We start from the raw sequence: 17462 nt of genomic DNA on the forward strand, positions 1-17462 counted from the left end.
TTCTGGGGCATTCCTTCGTCCTCCATCTGGCTCGAAAGCCTACTTCAGGGAGGACCACTTTTCAGGGGGCAGGCCACGATCGAGCCGTCGGGCAGGGCGATCGCCGCGGTGGCGCCCGGAAAGCCGTAGCGCGCGTGGGCGTCGTCGAGCGCGGACGACAACCGCTCTTCCTGGGCCGTCAGGGGCGCCGTGAGGCAGGCAAGTGCCAGCGCGAAGACTGGAAAAGGAAGAGGGTTCCGGAACATCTCCCTATGTCACCGATCGGGACGCGGCACCCCGTGCGGCCGGGATGACCTCGGTCACGGCGCCGTCGCGGGTGAACATCGTGTCACGGTTCCACCAGACCACGACGGCGGCCACGGCCACCAGAAGCCAGGTATCCCAGGGCTGCGCGTCCGCCCAGAACGGGTTGATCAGTTGCCAATGGAACAGCATGGGCCAGAGCAGGCTGCCCCGCGTGTCGTTGAAGATCGGGGTCACCAGGACCGCGAGCGTTATGTTGCCGACGAAGAAGGGCAGGAAATTCCAGTCGGCGAAGACCACGCCGGCGAGAAAGAAGGCCGGCAGGTGCCAGACCCCCCAGGTCGCGCCGATGATGATGCCCGCCCAGATCGGCGCCACGTGGCGTTGCAGCAGCGGCTGCATGACGCCGCGCCAGCCGAACTCTTCCACGGGTCCGAGAAAGAGCATCATGACCATCACCGCCAGGACCGCCCCCGCGCCCTCGGGCGGCAGGGGGGCCAGCACCGGCCCGCCCTTGATCAGCGAGCCCGCGACGAAGACGAGCGGAATGAGAAGCAGGATGAATGCCGCCCAGCCCCATGACCCGCGCCACATGCGCAGCCGCGCGAGAAAGGCGGCGATGCCCGACAGCCCGCCATGAAGGTAGATCACGGCGAAGGCCGCGATGGCCGGCGACCAGGTGGCGAGGAAGAACAGGGGATGCGCGCCGCTGATCTCGCCGAACGTGCCGGCGGCCGTGTCCGGGGCGACGATATAGGTCCCGCTCACACCCCATGTGATCAGGAAGGTCACGGCGAGAAAAAGACCGAGAGCCGGGCTTGGGATCGTCTTCGCGGATGGGACGCTCGATCGGGCGGGCATGGTCAGGACCGTAAGGCATTTCTGACGTTTCGCGCAGTGTATCGAGCAATGCGCGGCGCTTCACGCTGATATGGATCAGGCCAGGACCACCGGATTGGCTGACGCCCCGCCTCCGGCCGGGCGCGCCACCAGAGACACATGAGCCGCAGGCCGGATGCGGGATCGACAGCGCTGCGGGTCGGAGACTGTTCGTCCCCTCCGCCGGATCGGGCAATCGTACGAGGTGTGCCCCCGACGTCGCGAACATGGCGTCGCGTCTGCCATCCTCCTCCAGGCAGCCGCCGCGACGTCGAGGCGTCGACAGGGCGCCTCGTGCGCCTTTCCCGGCGGCACACCCCCGACGCGGCTCGGAGGCGCCGGCCTGGTGACGAGCGCCCCCTCATGTCAAGGCATCGAGGCCGCAGCGGCGCTCAGTGCTGGGAGCGCTCGCCGCCATCCTCTTCGCTGTCCGCGATGAGCCGGCCGTCCTCGCGCATTTCCAGCCACATCGCGTTCAGCACGGCGAACATGGCGGCGAGAGGCAGGCCAAGAAGCCAGGCGAAATACCACATGTCGCGGTCTCCTTTCAGTAGCTGTGGCCCGGGCCGGTGACGTCTTCTTCGGTCACCTTGCCCCAGAGCACTTTGTAGACCCAGGCGGTGTAGGCGAGGATCAGCGGCATGAAGATCACCGTCATCACCAGCATCACGAAGAGCGTGAGATGCGAGGAGGAACTGTCCCATACCGTGAGCGAGCTCGACGGATCGACGGTGGAGGGCAGGATGAACGGGAACATCGTGAGGCCGACGGACGCGATGATCCCGGTGATCGCCATCTTCGACCAGAGAAGCGTCGAGACTTCGCGCCCGGCGCGCAGCCCGGTCACGGCGAAAAGGATGCCCAGAAAGCCCATCACGGGCGCGACGACGATCCAGGGCCGCTCGACATAGGCCGCAAGCCAGCTGCCTCCGCGCGCCACCTCGGAGTAAAGCGGGTTGGAGGGGCCGTCGCGAACGACCTCGCCCGTGATCTGGTAGCCGTCGAATCCGAAGGCGAGCCAGAGACCGGCGAGCGCGTAGCCGGCCGCCGCGACGATCCCGGCCACCGTCCCGAAGCGGCGGGCGCGTTCGACGACCACCCCCTCGGCCTTGAGCGAAAGCCAGGCCGCGCCGTGCATCAGCAGCATCGCCAGCGAGACCACGCCGGCAAGCAGGGCGAAGGGCCGGAGCAGGCCGAGGAACTTGCCGTAGAACGACCCGTCATAGACGGAGAAGAGATCCTCGGTCAGGTAGAACGGCACGCCGAGGAGCACGTTGCCCACGGCCACGCCGAAGAGAAGCGCGGGAACCGCGCCGCCCACGAAGAGCGCCCAGTCCCAGCCCGTGCGCCAGCGCGCGTCCTCGCGCTTGGAGCGGTACTTGAACGCGACGGGACGAAGGATGAGCGCGGCGAGTACGGCGAACATGGCGAGGTAAAAGCCCGAGAAGCTCACCGCGTAGAGCGGCGGCCAGGCGGCGAAGATCGCGCCGCCGCCCAGGATGAACCAGACCTGGTTGCCCTCCCAGACGGGACCCACGGTATTGATGACCACGCGCCGCTCCACGTCCGTCTTCGCCACGAAGGGCAGCAATCCGCCCACGCCCATGTCGAAGCCGTCGGTGAGTGCGAAGCCGATCAGCAGTACGCCGAGAAGCGCCCACCAGACCACGCGCAGGATTTCGAAATCGACGAGTTCATGCAGGATCATCTGTCTTACTCCGCAGGTGTTGCGGCGAAGGGGCCCTTGCCGTCATGCGTGCGCAGACGGTGCTGGTGCCGCTCCATCCATGTCTCGGTTTCCTCCACGTCCTCGACGGGCCCGCGCCGGATGTATTTCAGCATGAGCGCCATCTCGATCACGAAGAGCACCGAGTAGAAGGCCATGAAGCCCGCAAGGGTGATCAGAAGATCGGCCACGCTCAGGTGGCTGGCCGAGAGCGCGGTCGGCAGCACGCCGTCGACCGTCCAGGGCTGGCGGCCGAATTCCGCCACGAACCAGCCGAGCTCCGCCGCGATCCAGGGCGCCGGGATGATGAAGACGGCGAGCCAGAGCGCCGGCCGCGGGAACCGCATGCCCCTGAAGTTGGCCTGCACGAAGAAGTAGGCCATCACCGCGACGAAGGCGAAGCCGAGACCGACCATGATCCGGAACGCCCAGAAGAGGGGGGCGACGCCCGGGATCGTGTCCTCGGCCGCCATGGCGATCTGCGCGTCGGTGGCGTCGCGCGGATCCTCCACGTAGCGCTTGAGCAGGAAGGCGTAGCCGAGATCCCCGGAATGCGCCTCGAAGCGCGCGCGCATCTCGTCGGTGACCGCGCCGCGGTTCGCGCGGATGTCCATGAGCGCGTCGTAGGCGACGAGGCCGTTGCGGATGCGCTCGGCGGATTCGGCTTCGAGCTCGTTGATGCCGGGGATCTCTTCGGTGAGCGAGCGGGTGCCGATCAGCCCCATCGCCCAGGGGATCTCCACCTTGTAGTGGGTCTCGCGCGCCTCCTTGTCGGGCAGGCCCACGGCGGTGAAGGGCGCGGGCGCCTCGTGGGTCTCCCACATCGCCTCGATCGCGGCGAGCTTCATCTTCTGGGTGTGGGTGGCCGAGTAGCCCGACTCGTCGCCCAGCACCACGACCGAGAGCGCGGAGGCCAGGCCGAAGGAGGCTGCCACCGTGATCGAGCGACGGGCCATTTCGACGTGCCTGCCCTTGAGGAGATACCACGCCGAGACGCCGAGCACGAAGACGGCCGCGGTAACGTAGCCCGCGGAAACGGTATGGACGAACTTGGCCTGCGCCACCTCGTTGAAGACCACCTCGAAGAACGAGGTCATCTCCATGCGCATGGTGTCGGGGTTGAAGACGGCGCCCACCGGGTTCTGCATCCAGCCGTTCGCGATCAGGATCCAGAGCGCCGAGAAGTTGGAGCCGAGCGCGACGAGCCAGGCGACGACCATGTGCTGCACCTTCGTCAGCTTGTCCCAGCCGAAGAAGAAGAGGCCGACGAACGTCGCCTCGAGAAAGAAGGCCATCAGCCCCTCGATCGCGAGCGGCGCGCCGAAGATGTCGCCCACGTAGTGACTGTAGTAGCTCCAGTTCATCCCGAACTGGAACTCCATCGTGATGCCCGTGGCGACGCCCAGCACGAAGTTGATGCCGAACAGCGTTCCCCAGAACTTCGTCATCTGCCGCCAGACCGGGCGGTTGGTCATCACGTAGACCGTCTCCATGATCGCCACGAGGATGGACAGCCCCAGCGTGAGCGGCACGAAGAGGAAGTGATACATCGCCGTCATCGCGAACTGGAGGCGTGACAGCTCCACGACGTCGAGTTCCATTGGCAGGCTCCTTGTCGCGCGAGAAAACCAATCTCGCAGATGTGCATTTGATGCCGGCCTACATCCGGAGACCGGGTGGCGGTTTGATCTGCGTCAAACAGATATGAAATCGGGAATGTATTTCCGCAGATCGAGGGTGCGGTGCGCTGTCGCAAGCTCCTCGTCCCGGTGCGACGCGGTCAGGATCGCCGCGCGGGGCAGGGCGGCGCGCAGCCCCCGGAGCACCGCATGGGCGGTGTCCGCGTCGAGCCCCTCCGTGGGCTCATCCAGCAGCAGAACCTCGGGCCTGCGCAGGAGCGCGCGCGCGAGCACCAGCCGTCGCGACTCGCCGCCCGAGAGCCCGGCGCCGCCTTCGCCGAGCACCGCGTCCAATCCGCCCTTCGCGGTCACCGTGCGCCGCAGCGCGACGGCCTCCAGCGCGGTCCACATTTCGTCCTCGGTCGCGTCGTGGGCGGCCAGCGCGAGGTTGTCTCGGATCGTGCCCGACAGGAGCGCGGCGCGCTGAAGGACCAGCGTCACCCGTTGGCGAAGCGCGTCCTCGGGCCAAGTCCGGATCGCTGCGCCATCCAGCAGGACCTGCCCGCCAGCGGGCTCGTCGAGGCCGGCGGCGATGCCCAGCAAGGTGGATTTCCCGACGCCGGACGGACCGGCCAGCGCAACGGTTTCGCCGGGCGCGACGGCGAAGCTCACGCCGCAGAGCAGGGGCGCACCGCCACCGGGCCGAGCGACGCTCACGGCTTCGAAGCGAAGGCCGGACCGGGCGCGGGGCTCCGGCGCCCCGGCTGGCAGGGCGGGCGCGCCGGCCGGGGCGTCCATGACGCGGCGCGCGGCGTCGCGCATGCGGCCGAGTTCGCCGAGCCCCTTCCGAAGCGGCAGCACCGTCTCGGCGAGCGCCAGCGCGACGAAGAAGCCGATCGCCGCCGGCGCTGGATCGGCCCGACCCGACGCCACAAGCCAGCCGCCGATCACCAGCGCGGCGCCCGCGGTGCCCGCCACCACGCCTGCGAGGGCCAGCCCGGCGTTCCGGTCGATGCGGTTCAACCGGTCGCTCGAGGCGCGGGCATGGGCCTCCAGGGCGGCCAGCGCCTCGAGCCGCGCCGCCATGCGCCCGTGCACGAGAAGGTCGCGCTGGCCGCGAAAGGTGTCGATCACGTCCCGGCGCAGCGCCTGGGTCGCGGCTTCCGCCTCCGAGGAGGGACGAAGCGTCGCCCGGCCGACCTGCGCGAGGATCGCGGTCGCGCCTAGCAGATAGCCCGCAGCGATGCCCCAGGCCATCTCGGGCGCCACCAGCCACCACAGGGCCGCGAAGGCCGCCGCGTGCGTGAGAAGCCCCGCAAGAGCGGGCAGGGCGAGGCGCAGCACGACCCCGTCGAGCGCGTCGACATCCGCGGTGATCCGCATGAGCGGCAGGGCGCCCCGCAGCCTCTGGAGTTCGGCGAAGGGACGTGCGGCGAGGCGGTGCATCAGGTCCCGCCGGAGTGCGCTCAACGCGCGCAAGGTGGCGTCATGGGTCAGGAGCCGCTCGGCATAGCGTCCGGCCGCACGTCCGAGCGCGAGGAAGCGGATGCCCGCGGATGGCCGGAAAACGTCGAAGGCGATGCCGATGCCCGCCAGCCCGGCAAGCCCCGTGGCGGTTATGAACCAGCCCGAGAGGCCGAGAAGCGCCGCGCCCATGACGAGCACGGCGACCGAAAGCGCGGCGCCCCGCCACATCGCTCGTGGGGCCGCGCCCCAGGTCAGGCGGAAGACCTGCCATAACTGTCTCATGCGGCGCCCTCCGCCGCGGCAGGCATCGCGACGATGCGATCGACCGCCGCGATGAGCCGCGGGTCGTGGGTGGCCACGATCAGCGTCGCGCCGCGGGCGACCATGGCGCGCAGCCCGGCGATCACCCGCCGCGCGGTCTCGTCGTCGAGGTCCGCGGTCGGCTCGTCGGCCAGCACGACATCCGCGCCCGAGAGATGGGCGCGCGCCACGAGAAGCCGTCGGGCTTCTCCGCCCGAGACGCCTGCGCCGGTTTCACCGAGCCGTGCATCCAGCCCGTCTGGAAGCCGCGCGACGACCTCCTCGGCCCCGGCGGCGCGCAGCGCCGGCCCGGGATCGTCGCGGGCGCCCGCCGGATCGAGGAACGCGCGCAGCGCGACATCGGGCACATGCACCTCCTGGGGCACGAGCGCGAGCCGCGCGCGCCAGCCGTCGGCGGTCGCGTCGGACAGCGGCCGGCCGGCCACCTCGAGGCGCCCCGTCTCCAGTGGAAAAAGGCCGGCAAGGGCCATGAGCGCCGAGGACTTGCCCGACCCGGACGGCCCGACTAGCGCCACGGCCTCGCCCGGCGCGACGACCATGTCGGGCAAATCGACGAGACCTCCCTCACGGCGCAGCGACGCATGCTCGAGGCGCACGGTGGCCGCTCCCGGCAGGGGCGCGGCCCGGCCCCCCGTGCCGAGGATCGCCGGGCGGTCCTGCGTCTCCAACGCCGCGAGTTCTCCGGCGACGGCGCGCGCGGTGGCCCGGTCGTGCCAGACGGCCGCCATGTCACGCAGGGGCTGGAAGAATTCCGGCGCCAGCAACAGCACGAAAACGCCTTCGGCCACCGTCAACCCGCCCCAATGGCCGAAGCCGATTTCCCCCAGAAGCGTGAAGCCGACATAGACCGCCACCAATGCAACGCCGAGCGCGGAGAACAGCTCCAGAACCGTGGAGGACAGGAAGGCGACCTTGAGCACGGCCATCGTGCGCGCCCGGAGCGAGTCGGCGCGCGCGGCGAAATCCGCCTCGGCGCGGGCCGTCGCGTCCAGAAGGCGCATGTCCGGCAGGGCCGCGATCCGGTCGATCAGCAGCGCGTTCATGTCGCCGATCTCGGCCATCTGACGTTCGCTCGCTTCGCGCGCGGCCATTCCGACAAGCGCCATGAAGACCGGGATCAGCGGCCCCGCGATGAGCAACACGAGCGCCGCCGCCCAAGAGACCGCCAGGCTTGCCGCGAGGATCAGCGGCGGCACGAGCGCAACGCGCATAATGGCGGAGCGGTAGCGCGACAGGTAGGGCGAGACGAGTGCCAGTTTCTGGGCGACCAGCGCCGCGGTCTCGGCGGAGGAGGGGCCGCCCTCGATCCGATGCGCCGCGTGCGAGAGCAGCCGCCGGCGCTCTGCCGAGACCACGTCGTCCGCCGCGCGGTGGGCGAGGCCGCTGCCAACGTGGTCCAGCCCGGCCCGCAGCAGCCCCGCCGCCACGAACACGGCGACGAGCACCATCGCCTTCGCCGTGTCGCCGTGGATCCATCCGCTGATCGTCTGGGCGGCCGCAAATGCCTGGACGAGCCAGAACGCCCCCGAAGCGCCCACCAGCACGGAGCCCGCCCTGAGCCGCCACCCGGCGGCCTGCTCCATCTCTCGCAGCCTGTCATCGCCGGTCATCGGCACGGCCCTCCTCGACGCACGGCACTTAGCGCCGTGCGGTCGCGCACCGCAACGGGGTGCGAGCCGATCCCGCGGCGGCGTTTTGTCCCGAATGCGGGCGGCCGGAACGGACCGGTTTCGGGCAGCGAAACCGTCTGCGCGCCGCGCCCGTCCCGGGGAACGTCACGGGAGGCCAGCACGATCTCGCAAAATCGGGCCCCATCTTCATCAACGGCCGCCCGGCCGGAAGATGTCGGCAGCGGCGAGGCGGATGGCAGATGGCCAGGCGTCGCGGCAGCCGGCGTGAGCCGCCGGGCGATCCGGCGCCGGTCTTTCAGCCGGCCGGCGGTCATCGCCATGCGATCGCGCCGTTCGCCGCGTCGACCCTTGCAGGGAAGGTCGACGTTTCATTCCTTGGGGGGCGGCAGCGGTGGTCCGCCAGCCCTGTCGCTCGCCACCCCTGCGGGATCTCTCGGGGCGTCTTCTCGCCCGGACCGCTTGCCTCGGAAGACTGTCCCGCGGCCCTTGGGTCACCCCCGATCGTCGAAGGTTTCCCGGGCGGCGGGCTCAGTCGTTCGTGCAGCCCTGCTGGAAGCCGTTGTCGCAATGAGCCATGAGGCGTTCGGTATCCTCCCGCGTCCAGCCCGCTGGCGCCGTGACCTGCGCCCACGGCTCGATGTAGTCGTGGGCGTAGTAGGAGTGCCCGTAACCCGCCGGCGTCGTCGTCGAAAGCGCCATGTCCACCGCCAGCTGGAACTGCGTGACGATGGGCAGGAACCGCAGGTCGGGCGACACGCCGTGGCCGGGCGGCTCGGTCATCCAGACGGGCGGACGCCAGACGGAAAACGGATCGTAGAACGTGATCGGGTCGCTCGGGTATTGCAGGAACATCAGCCGCATGTCGCCCCACGGCGCGCCTTCGGAGCCGTCGGCCACGTGGGATGCGTAGCGGATCAGCGATCCGTCTCCCACTTCCGGAAGAACCCAGGATGTCCCCTCGTTCCGTGCGTTCTGCACGTAGTTCCAGAAGTTCGACGGGAATGGCGGACCCGCCCAGAACGCGCCGTCGATGCCGTCGTTGACAAGCCGGAAGAGGTTGGTGGCGTACATCGAGGACCAGGCGCCGAGGCTGAGCCCGTGGATGTAGAGCCGCGGACGGTCGTCCCGGGGCAGCGTCTTCCAGTAGTCGTGGATCGTCTCGATCGTCGCGGTCGCCTGCTCAAGCCCTGTCCGCGTCTCGAAGATCAGCGCGAGCGGGGACTGCATGTAGGAATACTGTACGGCCACCGTCGCGATGTCGCCGCCATGCATGTATTCGACCGGGTCATGCGAGCCGGGATCGAGCCAGCCGGTTCCGGTCGGGCTCGCCACGATGAGGACCTCGCGGTCGAAAGCGTCGAGGCGCAGGAGTTCATCGAGCGCGAGAAGGGCCCGCGCCTCGGGCGTGGGTGCGTTGGCCCGGCCCACGTAGACCCGGATCGGGTCGAGCGCATCCTCGCCCGAGAAGGCCGATATCGCCTCCGCGCCGGGGCCGCGCGTGACGAAGTCCCGGCCCGGCTGGCCCATGGCCTGCCAGTCCACGAGGGACGCCGGACTGCCCGGTGTCCTGGGCTCTGTCGGAGCCGGCGGCGCCTGGTCGAAGAGGTTCTGGGCCGTCTCGTAGCTTTCGTCGAGCACGTCGAAGACGGTCGGCACCAGCTGGTCGCGTGTCAGCAGGAAAAGGAGCATTGCGACGGCGACGAGGCCCAGCACGTTCGCGCGGCGCGGTGGCATCACCCGGTAGAGCGCGCCTCGCACGAGCCGGAAGAGCAGCGAGATCGCGACGCCGAGGGCATAGAGAAGCGCGAAAACGACGGCCACGATCGCGATGACCTGCACCCAGTGCGCTTCCTCGGCCGGGGCAAGATCCATGCGCATGCGCAGATCGTCCTGCCAGCGCACGCTCGCCCGTGTCGACAGAACCAGCGTGCCAAGAACCGGGATCGCGACCACGGCGGTGGCGATCGCCGCCGCGCGCCCCCGTAGCCGCGGCATGTCGGCGAGATCCCAGATCGTCTCGAGGATCCGGCCGCAAAGATAGCCCAGCGCCATCAGGAGCCCTCCGAGCGCCCCCTGGATCGCGGGGCCGCGCGGTATGAGCGACGGCGACAACGAGGCCGCGAGGAAGAAGATCCCCAGCAACAGCGCGGGTGTCGAGAAGTGCGTTACGAGGACCCGCAGAAACCGCATGGGAATTTTCCTTCGATCGACGCTCATGCCGCATGCATGTCACCCGACGGCCGGATGATCGCAGTGTTTCCGGTTTGCGGCCAGATTGCATCACCACCCCGCGTCTGAACAGCACCGCGGCGCCCGCTTCCTGCAGATGCGTGGAAAGGGTCACGGAACCGCGACACCCGCGGCGTGGATCATGCATTCGTGCGACAGCCATGTGACCGGCACCGGTGCGCGGCGTCGCGCGCGCCCCGATCCGCGAAAGACGAACCCGCGGCGGGACCCGAGCGCCCGCGCTCATTCCTGAACGGGACTCCCGCGCTGTTGCAGCCGCCACTTGTTGGTGCCCACCTGAAGCAGGCCGGACCGGTCCGCCGCACGCAGCCCGTCGTTGAGAAGCTGGCGCAGGTCGGCGCCCACCGCCGCGCTGTAGATGTGGTAGAGGTGACCGGTCGGGCTGCCAGCCGGGAGGTTGCCGAGATCGACGACCTCGACGCCGTCGAGGCTCGCGACATCGTTCCCCGTCTCGCCCAGTCGGGGATACCCATGCAGCTGGGCCGACAGCGCGAGGGGCCGGTCGTTCGCGGCAACGTAGATGGTGATCCCCTCCACGATCGGCAGGATCCGCGGCAGCATGCGACGAAAGATCTCGAAATCCATATCCGGGGCCAGCAGGACGATCTGGTCGAGCCGGATGTCCGGCATTCTGTTGGCCACCTCGTAAAGGGCGAGCACCACGCCGCGCGCGCCCAGGCTGTGGCCGACGACATCGACGTCGCCGCCGAAACGGCGTTCCGCCTCGATGATGGCGTCCGCGAGGTCGGGAACGCTCCAGTAGAGGTCGGCCTCGTCATGGGTGTAATAGGCGATCGATCCGTCCGAAGGCCAGCTGAACCACAGGAAACGCCCGGCGAGACCGGCGTTCTCCTGCAGCAGGATCGCGCGGCGACATCCTTTCTCGAAACTGATGTAGTAGCCGTGGACGTAGACCGCAGGCGCCGTGCCGCGCGTCGTGTCCTCCAGCGCGTCGAGGACCTCTGCGCTGTCTCCGCCCTTGATCCGGTCCACCCGCAGCAACTCCTCGCGTATGAAGGAGGGGGCCGCTTCCGCGAGCGGCGCAAGCCCGCCCAGGTCGACTTCCCTGACCCTGCACCATCCGGCCGTGAGGCCACTTCGCTCGTCGCCGTAGAATTGCCCGGGGTCGTCCTTGCCGGTCAGGTTTCTCAATGTCAGGAACGGCAGCTCCCGGTCGTCCAGGGCGGTTTGAGGAATCGCGGCCGTGGGGAACAGGGCAACCGTCACGCCGAGGACGAGGCTTGCGCCGAAAAGGCGCACGAGGTTTGAGAAAGTTGATCGCATGCCGTGCTCTGGGGAATTCCGTTGAATGAATGATGCGCAAGCGGCGCCTGCGGCACAAGGCGACATAGCCTGACGGTCGGAACCTCCAACAGCGGATATCGGCGATGCGTCGGTCGGGCGGGTGCCAGACCTTGATCGCGTCGCGCGCCGAGATCCGGAATGCGGACCCGTGGGTCGCTGACGATCCCGATCTCGTGTGACGCCGCGGTGATTGACCGTCGTCAATGAAGCCCGAATGGCCATGCCTAGTCTGCATGGAGTGATGAGTGTCTCGGGCGTGGGCGAAGACGTGAAGGGTGGGTGTGACCTCGCTGCGTGAAGCCGTGTGCGTGCGCGTCAGCCGGGCGGTGCATGATCAGGTTCGAGCCTGGGACCAATGTGCGGTCGCACGATCGGCTCGTTCTCGCAACCGCGCGCCGTGGCCGCGACGTCGAGGACGTTGGCGCAAGGCGCTTACAACGGGTCCTGCGTACGGTCCGGCGCCTGGGCCACATTAGAAGAAGGAGAAACACATTCAGATCAGGGCAGCGCTTTCGGCGGCGGTCATGACCGTGTCGCCGCTTGCGGTTCAAGCGGAGGGTTCGGCGATCGCTCTCGGCAGGTCGGCTTACGGGGCTCTTTGCGCCGTCTGTCACGGTGACGATGCCAAGGGCGGCGGCGAGGTGGCCGAGCTCTTCGAAGTCAAGCCGCCGGACCTCACCAAGCTCGCGGAGCGCGCGGGCGGAAGCTATCCGTTCTCGGAAGTCTACGAGGTCATCGTGCTCGGCATGGAAGCTCCGGGTCACGGCGCTTCGGAAATGCCGATCTGGGGCGACTACTTCGTCGCGGATGCGCTGGAAGATCGCGGTGTGAGCCGCTCCGATGCCGTGTCGATTGCGGCCGGCCGGGCGCTGTCGCTCACCTACTACCTGGAGACGCTTCAGGAATGATGTCGGCATAGGGCTGCCATCTGCAAAGGCACTGTCGCGACCGACGGGGAGCATCACGGCCAGCTCCGAGGCACAAGAGCGCACGGGCTTCGTGCGCGGTCCCGGCATTTCTGCACGCGTCCCGCTGCCGCCGTGGCAGAGGCCACTCGAAACCCTGCGGCTTGAACGTCCGATCGCACCAGTCGCGCAGCTCTCGACGCGGCCGACTTTGAATTTCATGCGCACAGTTCCGGGCCTCGCCATGCGCCCGGATCGACACCGCGCCAGGCGTTCTCGACCGCGGTCCCGACGACCCGCCCCCGCCCCCGCAAACTCATGCGCCCGAAAACCTCCCGGTCGGAATGAGAAAGGGCGGCCCGAAGGCCGCCCTTCCGCCGATCCTCCGAGCCGGATTATTCCGGCGTCACCGACCACAGCATCGTCTCGCCGGAATGGTCGTCGACGCCATCATTGTCGGTCGAGATCCACATCGTGCCATCCCCTGCGATCGCCAGACCTTCCACCTTGTCCAGCACGTAACCGCCGGTCGAGGCGAGGTCGGGCAGCAGGTCGACAACGAGCTCGGGCGCGAGAACGTTGGGCGTTTCGCCCGGGGCGACCATTTCCATCCCGCTCAGCGCCACCCGGGTGATCTGTTTGGTCACGGCCGAAGCGGCGTGCTGATTGTCACGCTCGATGAAATAAAGATGGCCGTCATGGGCGGCAACCTCCGAAAGGCCGACCCAGCCGGTCGCCGGCTCGGTCAGTGGGTAGTGGATCACGCCCCATTCTTCGGTCCCGATGTCGTAGGACAGCACCTTCGCGTGGTTCTGCGGGTCGTCGTCCCATTCGCGCTGCACGGCGACATAAAGCGTGTCGCCGACCCGGGCGACGCCCTCGAAGCCGTGGCGGCGCTGCACGTCGAGGATCGCCTGCGGCAGGGTCACATAGTCCTCGATCGCGCCATCGGCGCCGACACGGTAGAGCGCAGAGGGCACGAGACGGTCGGCGCGGCCTTCGCTGGCCACCCAGAACCCGCCCTCACCATCGAGCGCGATCCCCTCCATGTCCATGAGTTGCGCGGGCTGACCTTCGCGGGTCACGCGGATCGCATCCACGATGCGGGCCGGCGTCTCGCGCACGTCGATGTGGAAGATCGTCGGCTGCATTCCGTAGAAACTGTCGGACACGGCGAAGATCGTGCCGTCCTCGGCCATCACCTGGCCCGAGATCGCGCCCCATCCCACCGGTGCGCCGTCCTCGGTCAGACCGGCGGAGGTCAGATGCGGATAGACCGCCGGCGCCTCCTGGTATTCGTAGATCATCACATGCGCCGGCGCCGCGCCGTCCCCGCGCCCGTCGAACTCGTTGGCGGTGGCCAGCAGGTTGCGCTCCGGGATCGCGATGGCTCCTTCGGGCGAGATGCCCGAGGGCAGCAGCTGTGCCAGCACCGGCGCCGCGGGGTCTGTCATGTCGTAGACCCCCACGATGGAACCGCGCTCCGACAGCAGGAACATCATCGGCACGCCGCCGAAGGTCGCGACCTCCATGCCCTCCGGCTCCACGCCCTTGTTGCCGGAGCGTTCCTCGGGGTAGTGGCCGATCTCGACCAGCGCGTATTCGAAGGACAGGCCGCTGTCGAAAAGCTCGGTTCCGTCGCGGTGAAACACGGTGAAACCGCGGCTGCCACCGTCCATGTCGCCTTCGTTGGCGATGACGAAATGCTCGGTGTCGATCCACTGCACCGCGTCGGGTTCGCGCACCCGGCCCGGCTGGCTCTCGACAAAGCGCAGCGCGCCGTCCTCGGTCAGGTCCACGCCCGCCAGATCGACGGCGCCCGCGGAGAAATGGCTCAGCACCTCACCGGCGGCGGACACGACCACCATGTGGTTGTTTTCCTGCAGGGTCACGACGATGTCGCCGTTGGCGTTCACATCGACGAATTCCGGCTCGGGGTCTTCGGGCGCGACATCGGCCAGCCCGGTCAGATCGACCCGGATCTGCGCGGCGCAGTCCATGCTGCCGCCATTGCCCAGGGGCTGGATCACGAGATAGCCCGGGGGCATCTGCGGCACGCGGCCCTCGCCCAGATCCTCGTCGCGCTCGTTCTCGATCGCCACGGTGATGAAGCTGCCATCGGGCGCCACAGCGGTGCTGTCGGGCTGCCCGCCCAGGTCGCAAGAGCCGATCACCGCGCGACTGTCCGCGTCGAGGGCATGCAGCACGCCCGACGGCTCGGTGAAGCTCTCGGAGGTGTTCTCGGCCACGAAAACGGTGCGGTCCAGGACCGACACGGCCGTCGGCTCACCCGCCGGCAGGGCGAAGCTGCCTGCCGCGACCGGGTTGGCCGGGTCGGTGATATCGATGAAGCCGATCACGCCCGCAGGGCTGTCAGAATAGACCAGCGTCATGCCGTCGCCCGTCGCCGCGATGATCTCGGCGGAGGTTTCGATAGCCTCGGGCGTGTTCAACGCCACTGGGAAGGAGGCGATGCGATTGAAATTCATCTCTGCCATGGCGGGGGCGGCGAGCGCTCCCGTGGCAACAAGGGTCAGAAGGGACACGCGCATCAGAGAAGCCTCCATCAGTTGTTGATCGCCCCTCGGGTAGTGCCTGCCGGTTACAGCCATGTGACGCTGGATTGCCTCCACTGCACCTGTCCACTCAGCGGGGGCCGGTCACTCCGCACAGCCGCTGCCCTTCTCGAAGCGACGCGGTTCAAGACGCTTCGCGCCACGATGATCCTGCGGTCCTTTTCTCGGGAGCATCGCTGGTTCGAGGATTTCGCGATCTTCACCGGAGCTGCTTGGCTTCGAAGCCGACCGTGGAAAAACGCTGCGGCCCATCCCGCCCACCGACAAACCGCTCGACCTTGGCTGGGCGATAGGGTCGGTCGAGTTCCTCTAGGTTTCCGATCCTTCGATATCCGCGACTCCCCGGACGCCGCCGAGGGCACGAAATCCCACGCCGGAACGAGAACGCCTCACGGACAAAAGTCGAACTTGTGCCCGGGTGCGGCATAACCTGTTGTCTTTATTCTAATAAGTTACGAGGCGGTGGGACTTTCTTCTTTCACCATGTTTATTGGATTTTTTCGGATTCGTGTCCCACTTTTCCGAAGGGGATTAGGGCCGAAAATAACAGCTCGAGCCGGCGCCGGGACGCCCCAGCGCCTGGACATGCCAGCGGCGATCCCTACCAATGGTCTCAGTAGAAAAGATCAATCTGGACGAGTGTGACTGACCCACGCCTCACCTGCCCGATCTGCATGCACTGTGAGGCCGGATTGATCCCCGCCCCTCGGCATGTGCCCGCGTGGGATGACCTGACCGGCCCGGAACAGATGACAATGCTGGCCGAGGTCGGCGCCGCCATTGGTCGTGGGACGGCTGGTTTCGTTGCCGCATCCGATCACGGCCATTGCCACCTACGGGAAGCAAGTAGCGCGCGTCTGAGAACCGGCGGCCGCGATCCGCTCCTGCCATTGCTCGCCGAACGGCTGGACACCGCGCAATCGGTCGATGTTGCGATTGCCTTTGCCATGGACAGCGGTGTGGCCTTGCTTGAGCCCTGGTTCCGCGAGTTGCTGGCACGTGGCGGACGGCTCAGGATCGTGGCGGTCGATTATCTCGACACGACCGACCGCCTTGGCGCGCCTGCTAGACTTGAAAGGCGCCGAGATCTTTGTGTTCGAAACGGGAGGCCTCAGCTTTCATCCCAAGGCCTGGCTGTTCCGCGCCGCCGATGCACGTGGGGCGGCGATTGTCGGTAGCTCGAACCTGTCACAATTGGCCCTCACCGATGGCGTGGAATGGAACCTGCATTCCGAGGACGCCGCGGATAGCGTCGGAACGGCCTTTGAGGACCTGCTGGCACGCCCCGAGGTGAAGCCCCTGACGGCAGCGTGGATCGATGCCTATGCGAAACGCCGCAGGGCCAGGCCAATGCCCGAGTTCACCGCCCGCGTCGTCGCCGAGGAGGGCCCGCCGCCAGAGCCGCACACGATCCAGCAGGAGGCACTGGAAGCGCTCGCGCAGAGCCGATCGAACGGCCACCGCGCCGGACTTGTCGTGTTGGCCACCGGTCTGGGCAAGACCTGGCTGGCCGCCTTCGACACGATCCGTGCCAGGGCGGGCCGCATCCTCTTCGTTGCCCATCGCGACGAAATCCTGACCCAAGCGATGGCAGCCTTTCGCAAGGTCCGCCCAGAAGCGAAGCTGGGCCGCTACACGGGCACCGAGAAAGAGGCGGATGCGGAAATCCTCTTCTCCTCGGTCCAAACGCTCGGCCGCGTCGGTCACTTGCGCCAATTCGACCAGGATCATTTCGACTACATCGTGGTTGATGAATTCCACCACGCCGCCGCCCGCACCTATCAGAAGCTGATCGAGCATTTCACGCCTGGCTTCCTGTTGGGCCTCACCGCAACGCCAGACCGGACGGATGGCGCCGACTTGCTTGGCCTTTGCGGCGAAAACCTCGTCTACGAATGCGACCTGTTTCGCGGGATCGACGCTGGGCGGCTGTCACCCTTCCACTACTTCGGTGTGCCGGATGACGTGGATTATGCCCAGATCCCCTGGCGCTCCGGCCAGTTCGACCCCACCGCCCTGGACGCCGCGCTTGCCACCGAGGCCCGGGCACTGAACGCTTTGGATCAGTACCGCAAACGCGCAACCGGCCCCGCGATCGGCTTTTGCTGTTCCATGCGCCACGCCGACTACATGGCGGATTATTTCCGCGCCGCCGGGTTGAACGCAGTCGCAGTCCATTCAGGCCAAAGCTCCGCTCCGCGCGCGAGCTCCCTCGCAGCGCTCGGTCGCGGCGAGATCGATATTCTCTTCGCGGTCGACATGTTCAACGAAGGCGTGGACGTGCCCGAGATCGGCACCGTGCTAATGCTGCGTCCCACCGAAAGCGCGATTATCTGGCTGCAACAACTCGGCCGTGGCCTGCGCCGCGTCGAAGGCAACACTGCCTTTCAAGTCCGTCTAAACGGCGTGCCAGAATTACCGAAGAAGCAGCCATAGACGTGTTCTAGGCTCAGGACCCATTGTTTTCAGTCTAAGGGCATGATTCACCGCGCGAAAACCGGGCGGTGAACATGTCTGATCTCTTCTGGCTGAGCGACGCG

13 protein-coding genes are annotated in these 17462 nt (G+C 67.7%); 3 read left to right on the plus strand and 10 right to left on the minus strand.

Annotation, left to right across the window (positions count from 1 at the left end; translation table 11 throughout):
- Positions 1–249: 249 nt before the first annotated feature.
- The 9 genes from AB6A69_RS16055 to AB6A69_RS16095 form a co-directional block, all read right to left on the minus strand.
- Positions 250–1035, minus strand: coding sequence for a lysostaphin resistance A-like protein (locus tag AB6A69_RS16055; RefSeq protein WP_371061547.1), 786 nt, complete (start codon positions 1033–1035; stop codon positions 250–252).
- A gap of 479 nt (positions 1036–1514) precedes the next feature.
- On the minus strand, positions 1515–1655 hold the full coding sequence (gene cydX / locus AB6A69_RS16060; protein ID WP_371061548.1) for a cytochrome bd-I oxidase subunit CydX: 141 nt from the start codon (positions 1653–1655) through the stop codon (positions 1515–1517).
- A 14-nt stretch (positions 1656–1669) separates the two neighbouring features.
- Positions 1670–2830, minus strand: coding sequence for a cytochrome d ubiquinol oxidase subunit II (cydB, locus tag AB6A69_RS16065; RefSeq protein WP_371061549.1), 1161 nt, complete (start codon positions 2828–2830; stop codon positions 1670–1672).
- Between the two features lie 5 nt (positions 2831–2835).
- Positions 2836–4449, minus strand: a complete 1614-nt coding sequence (locus AB6A69_RS16070) for a cytochrome ubiquinol oxidase subunit I (protein WP_371039318.1) — start codon at positions 4447–4449, stop codon at positions 2836–2838.
- 93 nt (positions 4450–4542) lie between these two features.
- Positions 4543–6216: a thiol reductant ABC exporter subunit CydC gene (gene cydC / locus AB6A69_RS16075; RefSeq protein WP_371061550.1), complete on the minus strand. Its 1674-nt coding sequence runs from the start codon at positions 6214–6216 to the stop codon at positions 4543–4545.
- Complete coding sequence (locus AB6A69_RS16080) at positions 6213–7865, minus strand: ABC transporter ATP-binding protein/permease (protein WP_371061551.1); 1653 nt, start codon at positions 7863–7865, stop codon at positions 6213–6215. The genes cydC and AB6A69_RS16080 overlap by 4 nt, the downstream gene beginning before the upstream one ends.
- Positions 7862–8206, minus strand: coding sequence for a hypothetical protein (locus AB6A69_RS16085; RefSeq protein WP_371061552.1), 345 nt, complete (start codon positions 8204–8206; stop codon positions 7862–7864). Before AB6A69_RS16085 ends, AB6A69_RS16080 begins: the two co-directional genes overlap by 4 nt.
- A 208-nt stretch (positions 8207–8414) precedes the next feature.
- Positions 8415–10076, minus strand: coding sequence for an alpha/beta hydrolase (locus AB6A69_RS16090; RefSeq protein ID WP_371061553.1), 1662 nt, complete (start codon positions 10074–10076; stop codon positions 8415–8417).
- A 282-nt stretch (positions 10077–10358) separates the two neighbouring features.
- On the minus strand, positions 10359–11420 hold the full coding sequence (locus tag AB6A69_RS16095; RefSeq protein WP_371061554.1) for an alpha/beta hydrolase: 1062 nt from the start codon (positions 11418–11420) through the stop codon (positions 10359–10361).
- A gap of 545 nt (positions 11421–11965) precedes the next feature.
- Between AB6A69_RS16095 and AB6A69_RS16100 the strand changes: the two genes are divergently transcribed.
- Entirely contained in the window at positions 11966–12349 is a 384-nt protein-coding gene (locus tag AB6A69_RS16100; RefSeq protein WP_371061555.1) for a cytochrome c, read from the plus strand.
- Positions 12350–12741: 392 nt separating this feature from the next.
- Here the strand turns inward: AB6A69_RS16100 and AB6A69_RS16105 are convergent, their stop codons facing one another.
- Positions 12742–14898: an esterase-like activity of phytase family protein gene (locus AB6A69_RS16105; RefSeq protein ID WP_371061556.1), complete on the minus strand. Its 2157-nt coding sequence runs from the start codon at positions 14896–14898 to the stop codon at positions 12742–12744.
- Positions 14899–14958: 60 nt separating this feature from the next.
- On the opposite strand from AB6A69_RS16105, the gene AB6A69_RS16110 reads away from it, so the two are divergent.
- Together AB6A69_RS16110 and AB6A69_RS16115 are read left to right on the plus strand one after the other, a co-directional pair.
- A complete protein-coding gene (locus AB6A69_RS16110) occupies positions 14959–15351 on the plus strand; it encodes a hypothetical protein (protein ID WP_371061558.1) in 393 nt (130 codons plus the stop codon).
- A gap of 642 nt (positions 15352–15993) precedes the next feature.
- Positions 15994–17358 (plus strand): DEAD/DEAH box helicase family protein, encoded by a 1365-nt coding sequence (locus tag AB6A69_RS16115; RefSeq protein WP_371061557.1) that lies wholly within the window; start codon positions 15994–15996, stop codon positions 17356–17358.
- Positions 17359–17462: the final 104 nt, after the last annotated feature.

Origin of the sequence: Rhodosalinus sp. 5P4, assembly GCF_041365695.1 — a bacterium.
In the GTDB taxonomy this organism is placed as follows: domain Bacteria; phylum Pseudomonadota; class Alphaproteobacteria; order Rhodobacterales; family Rhodobacteraceae; genus Rhodosalinus.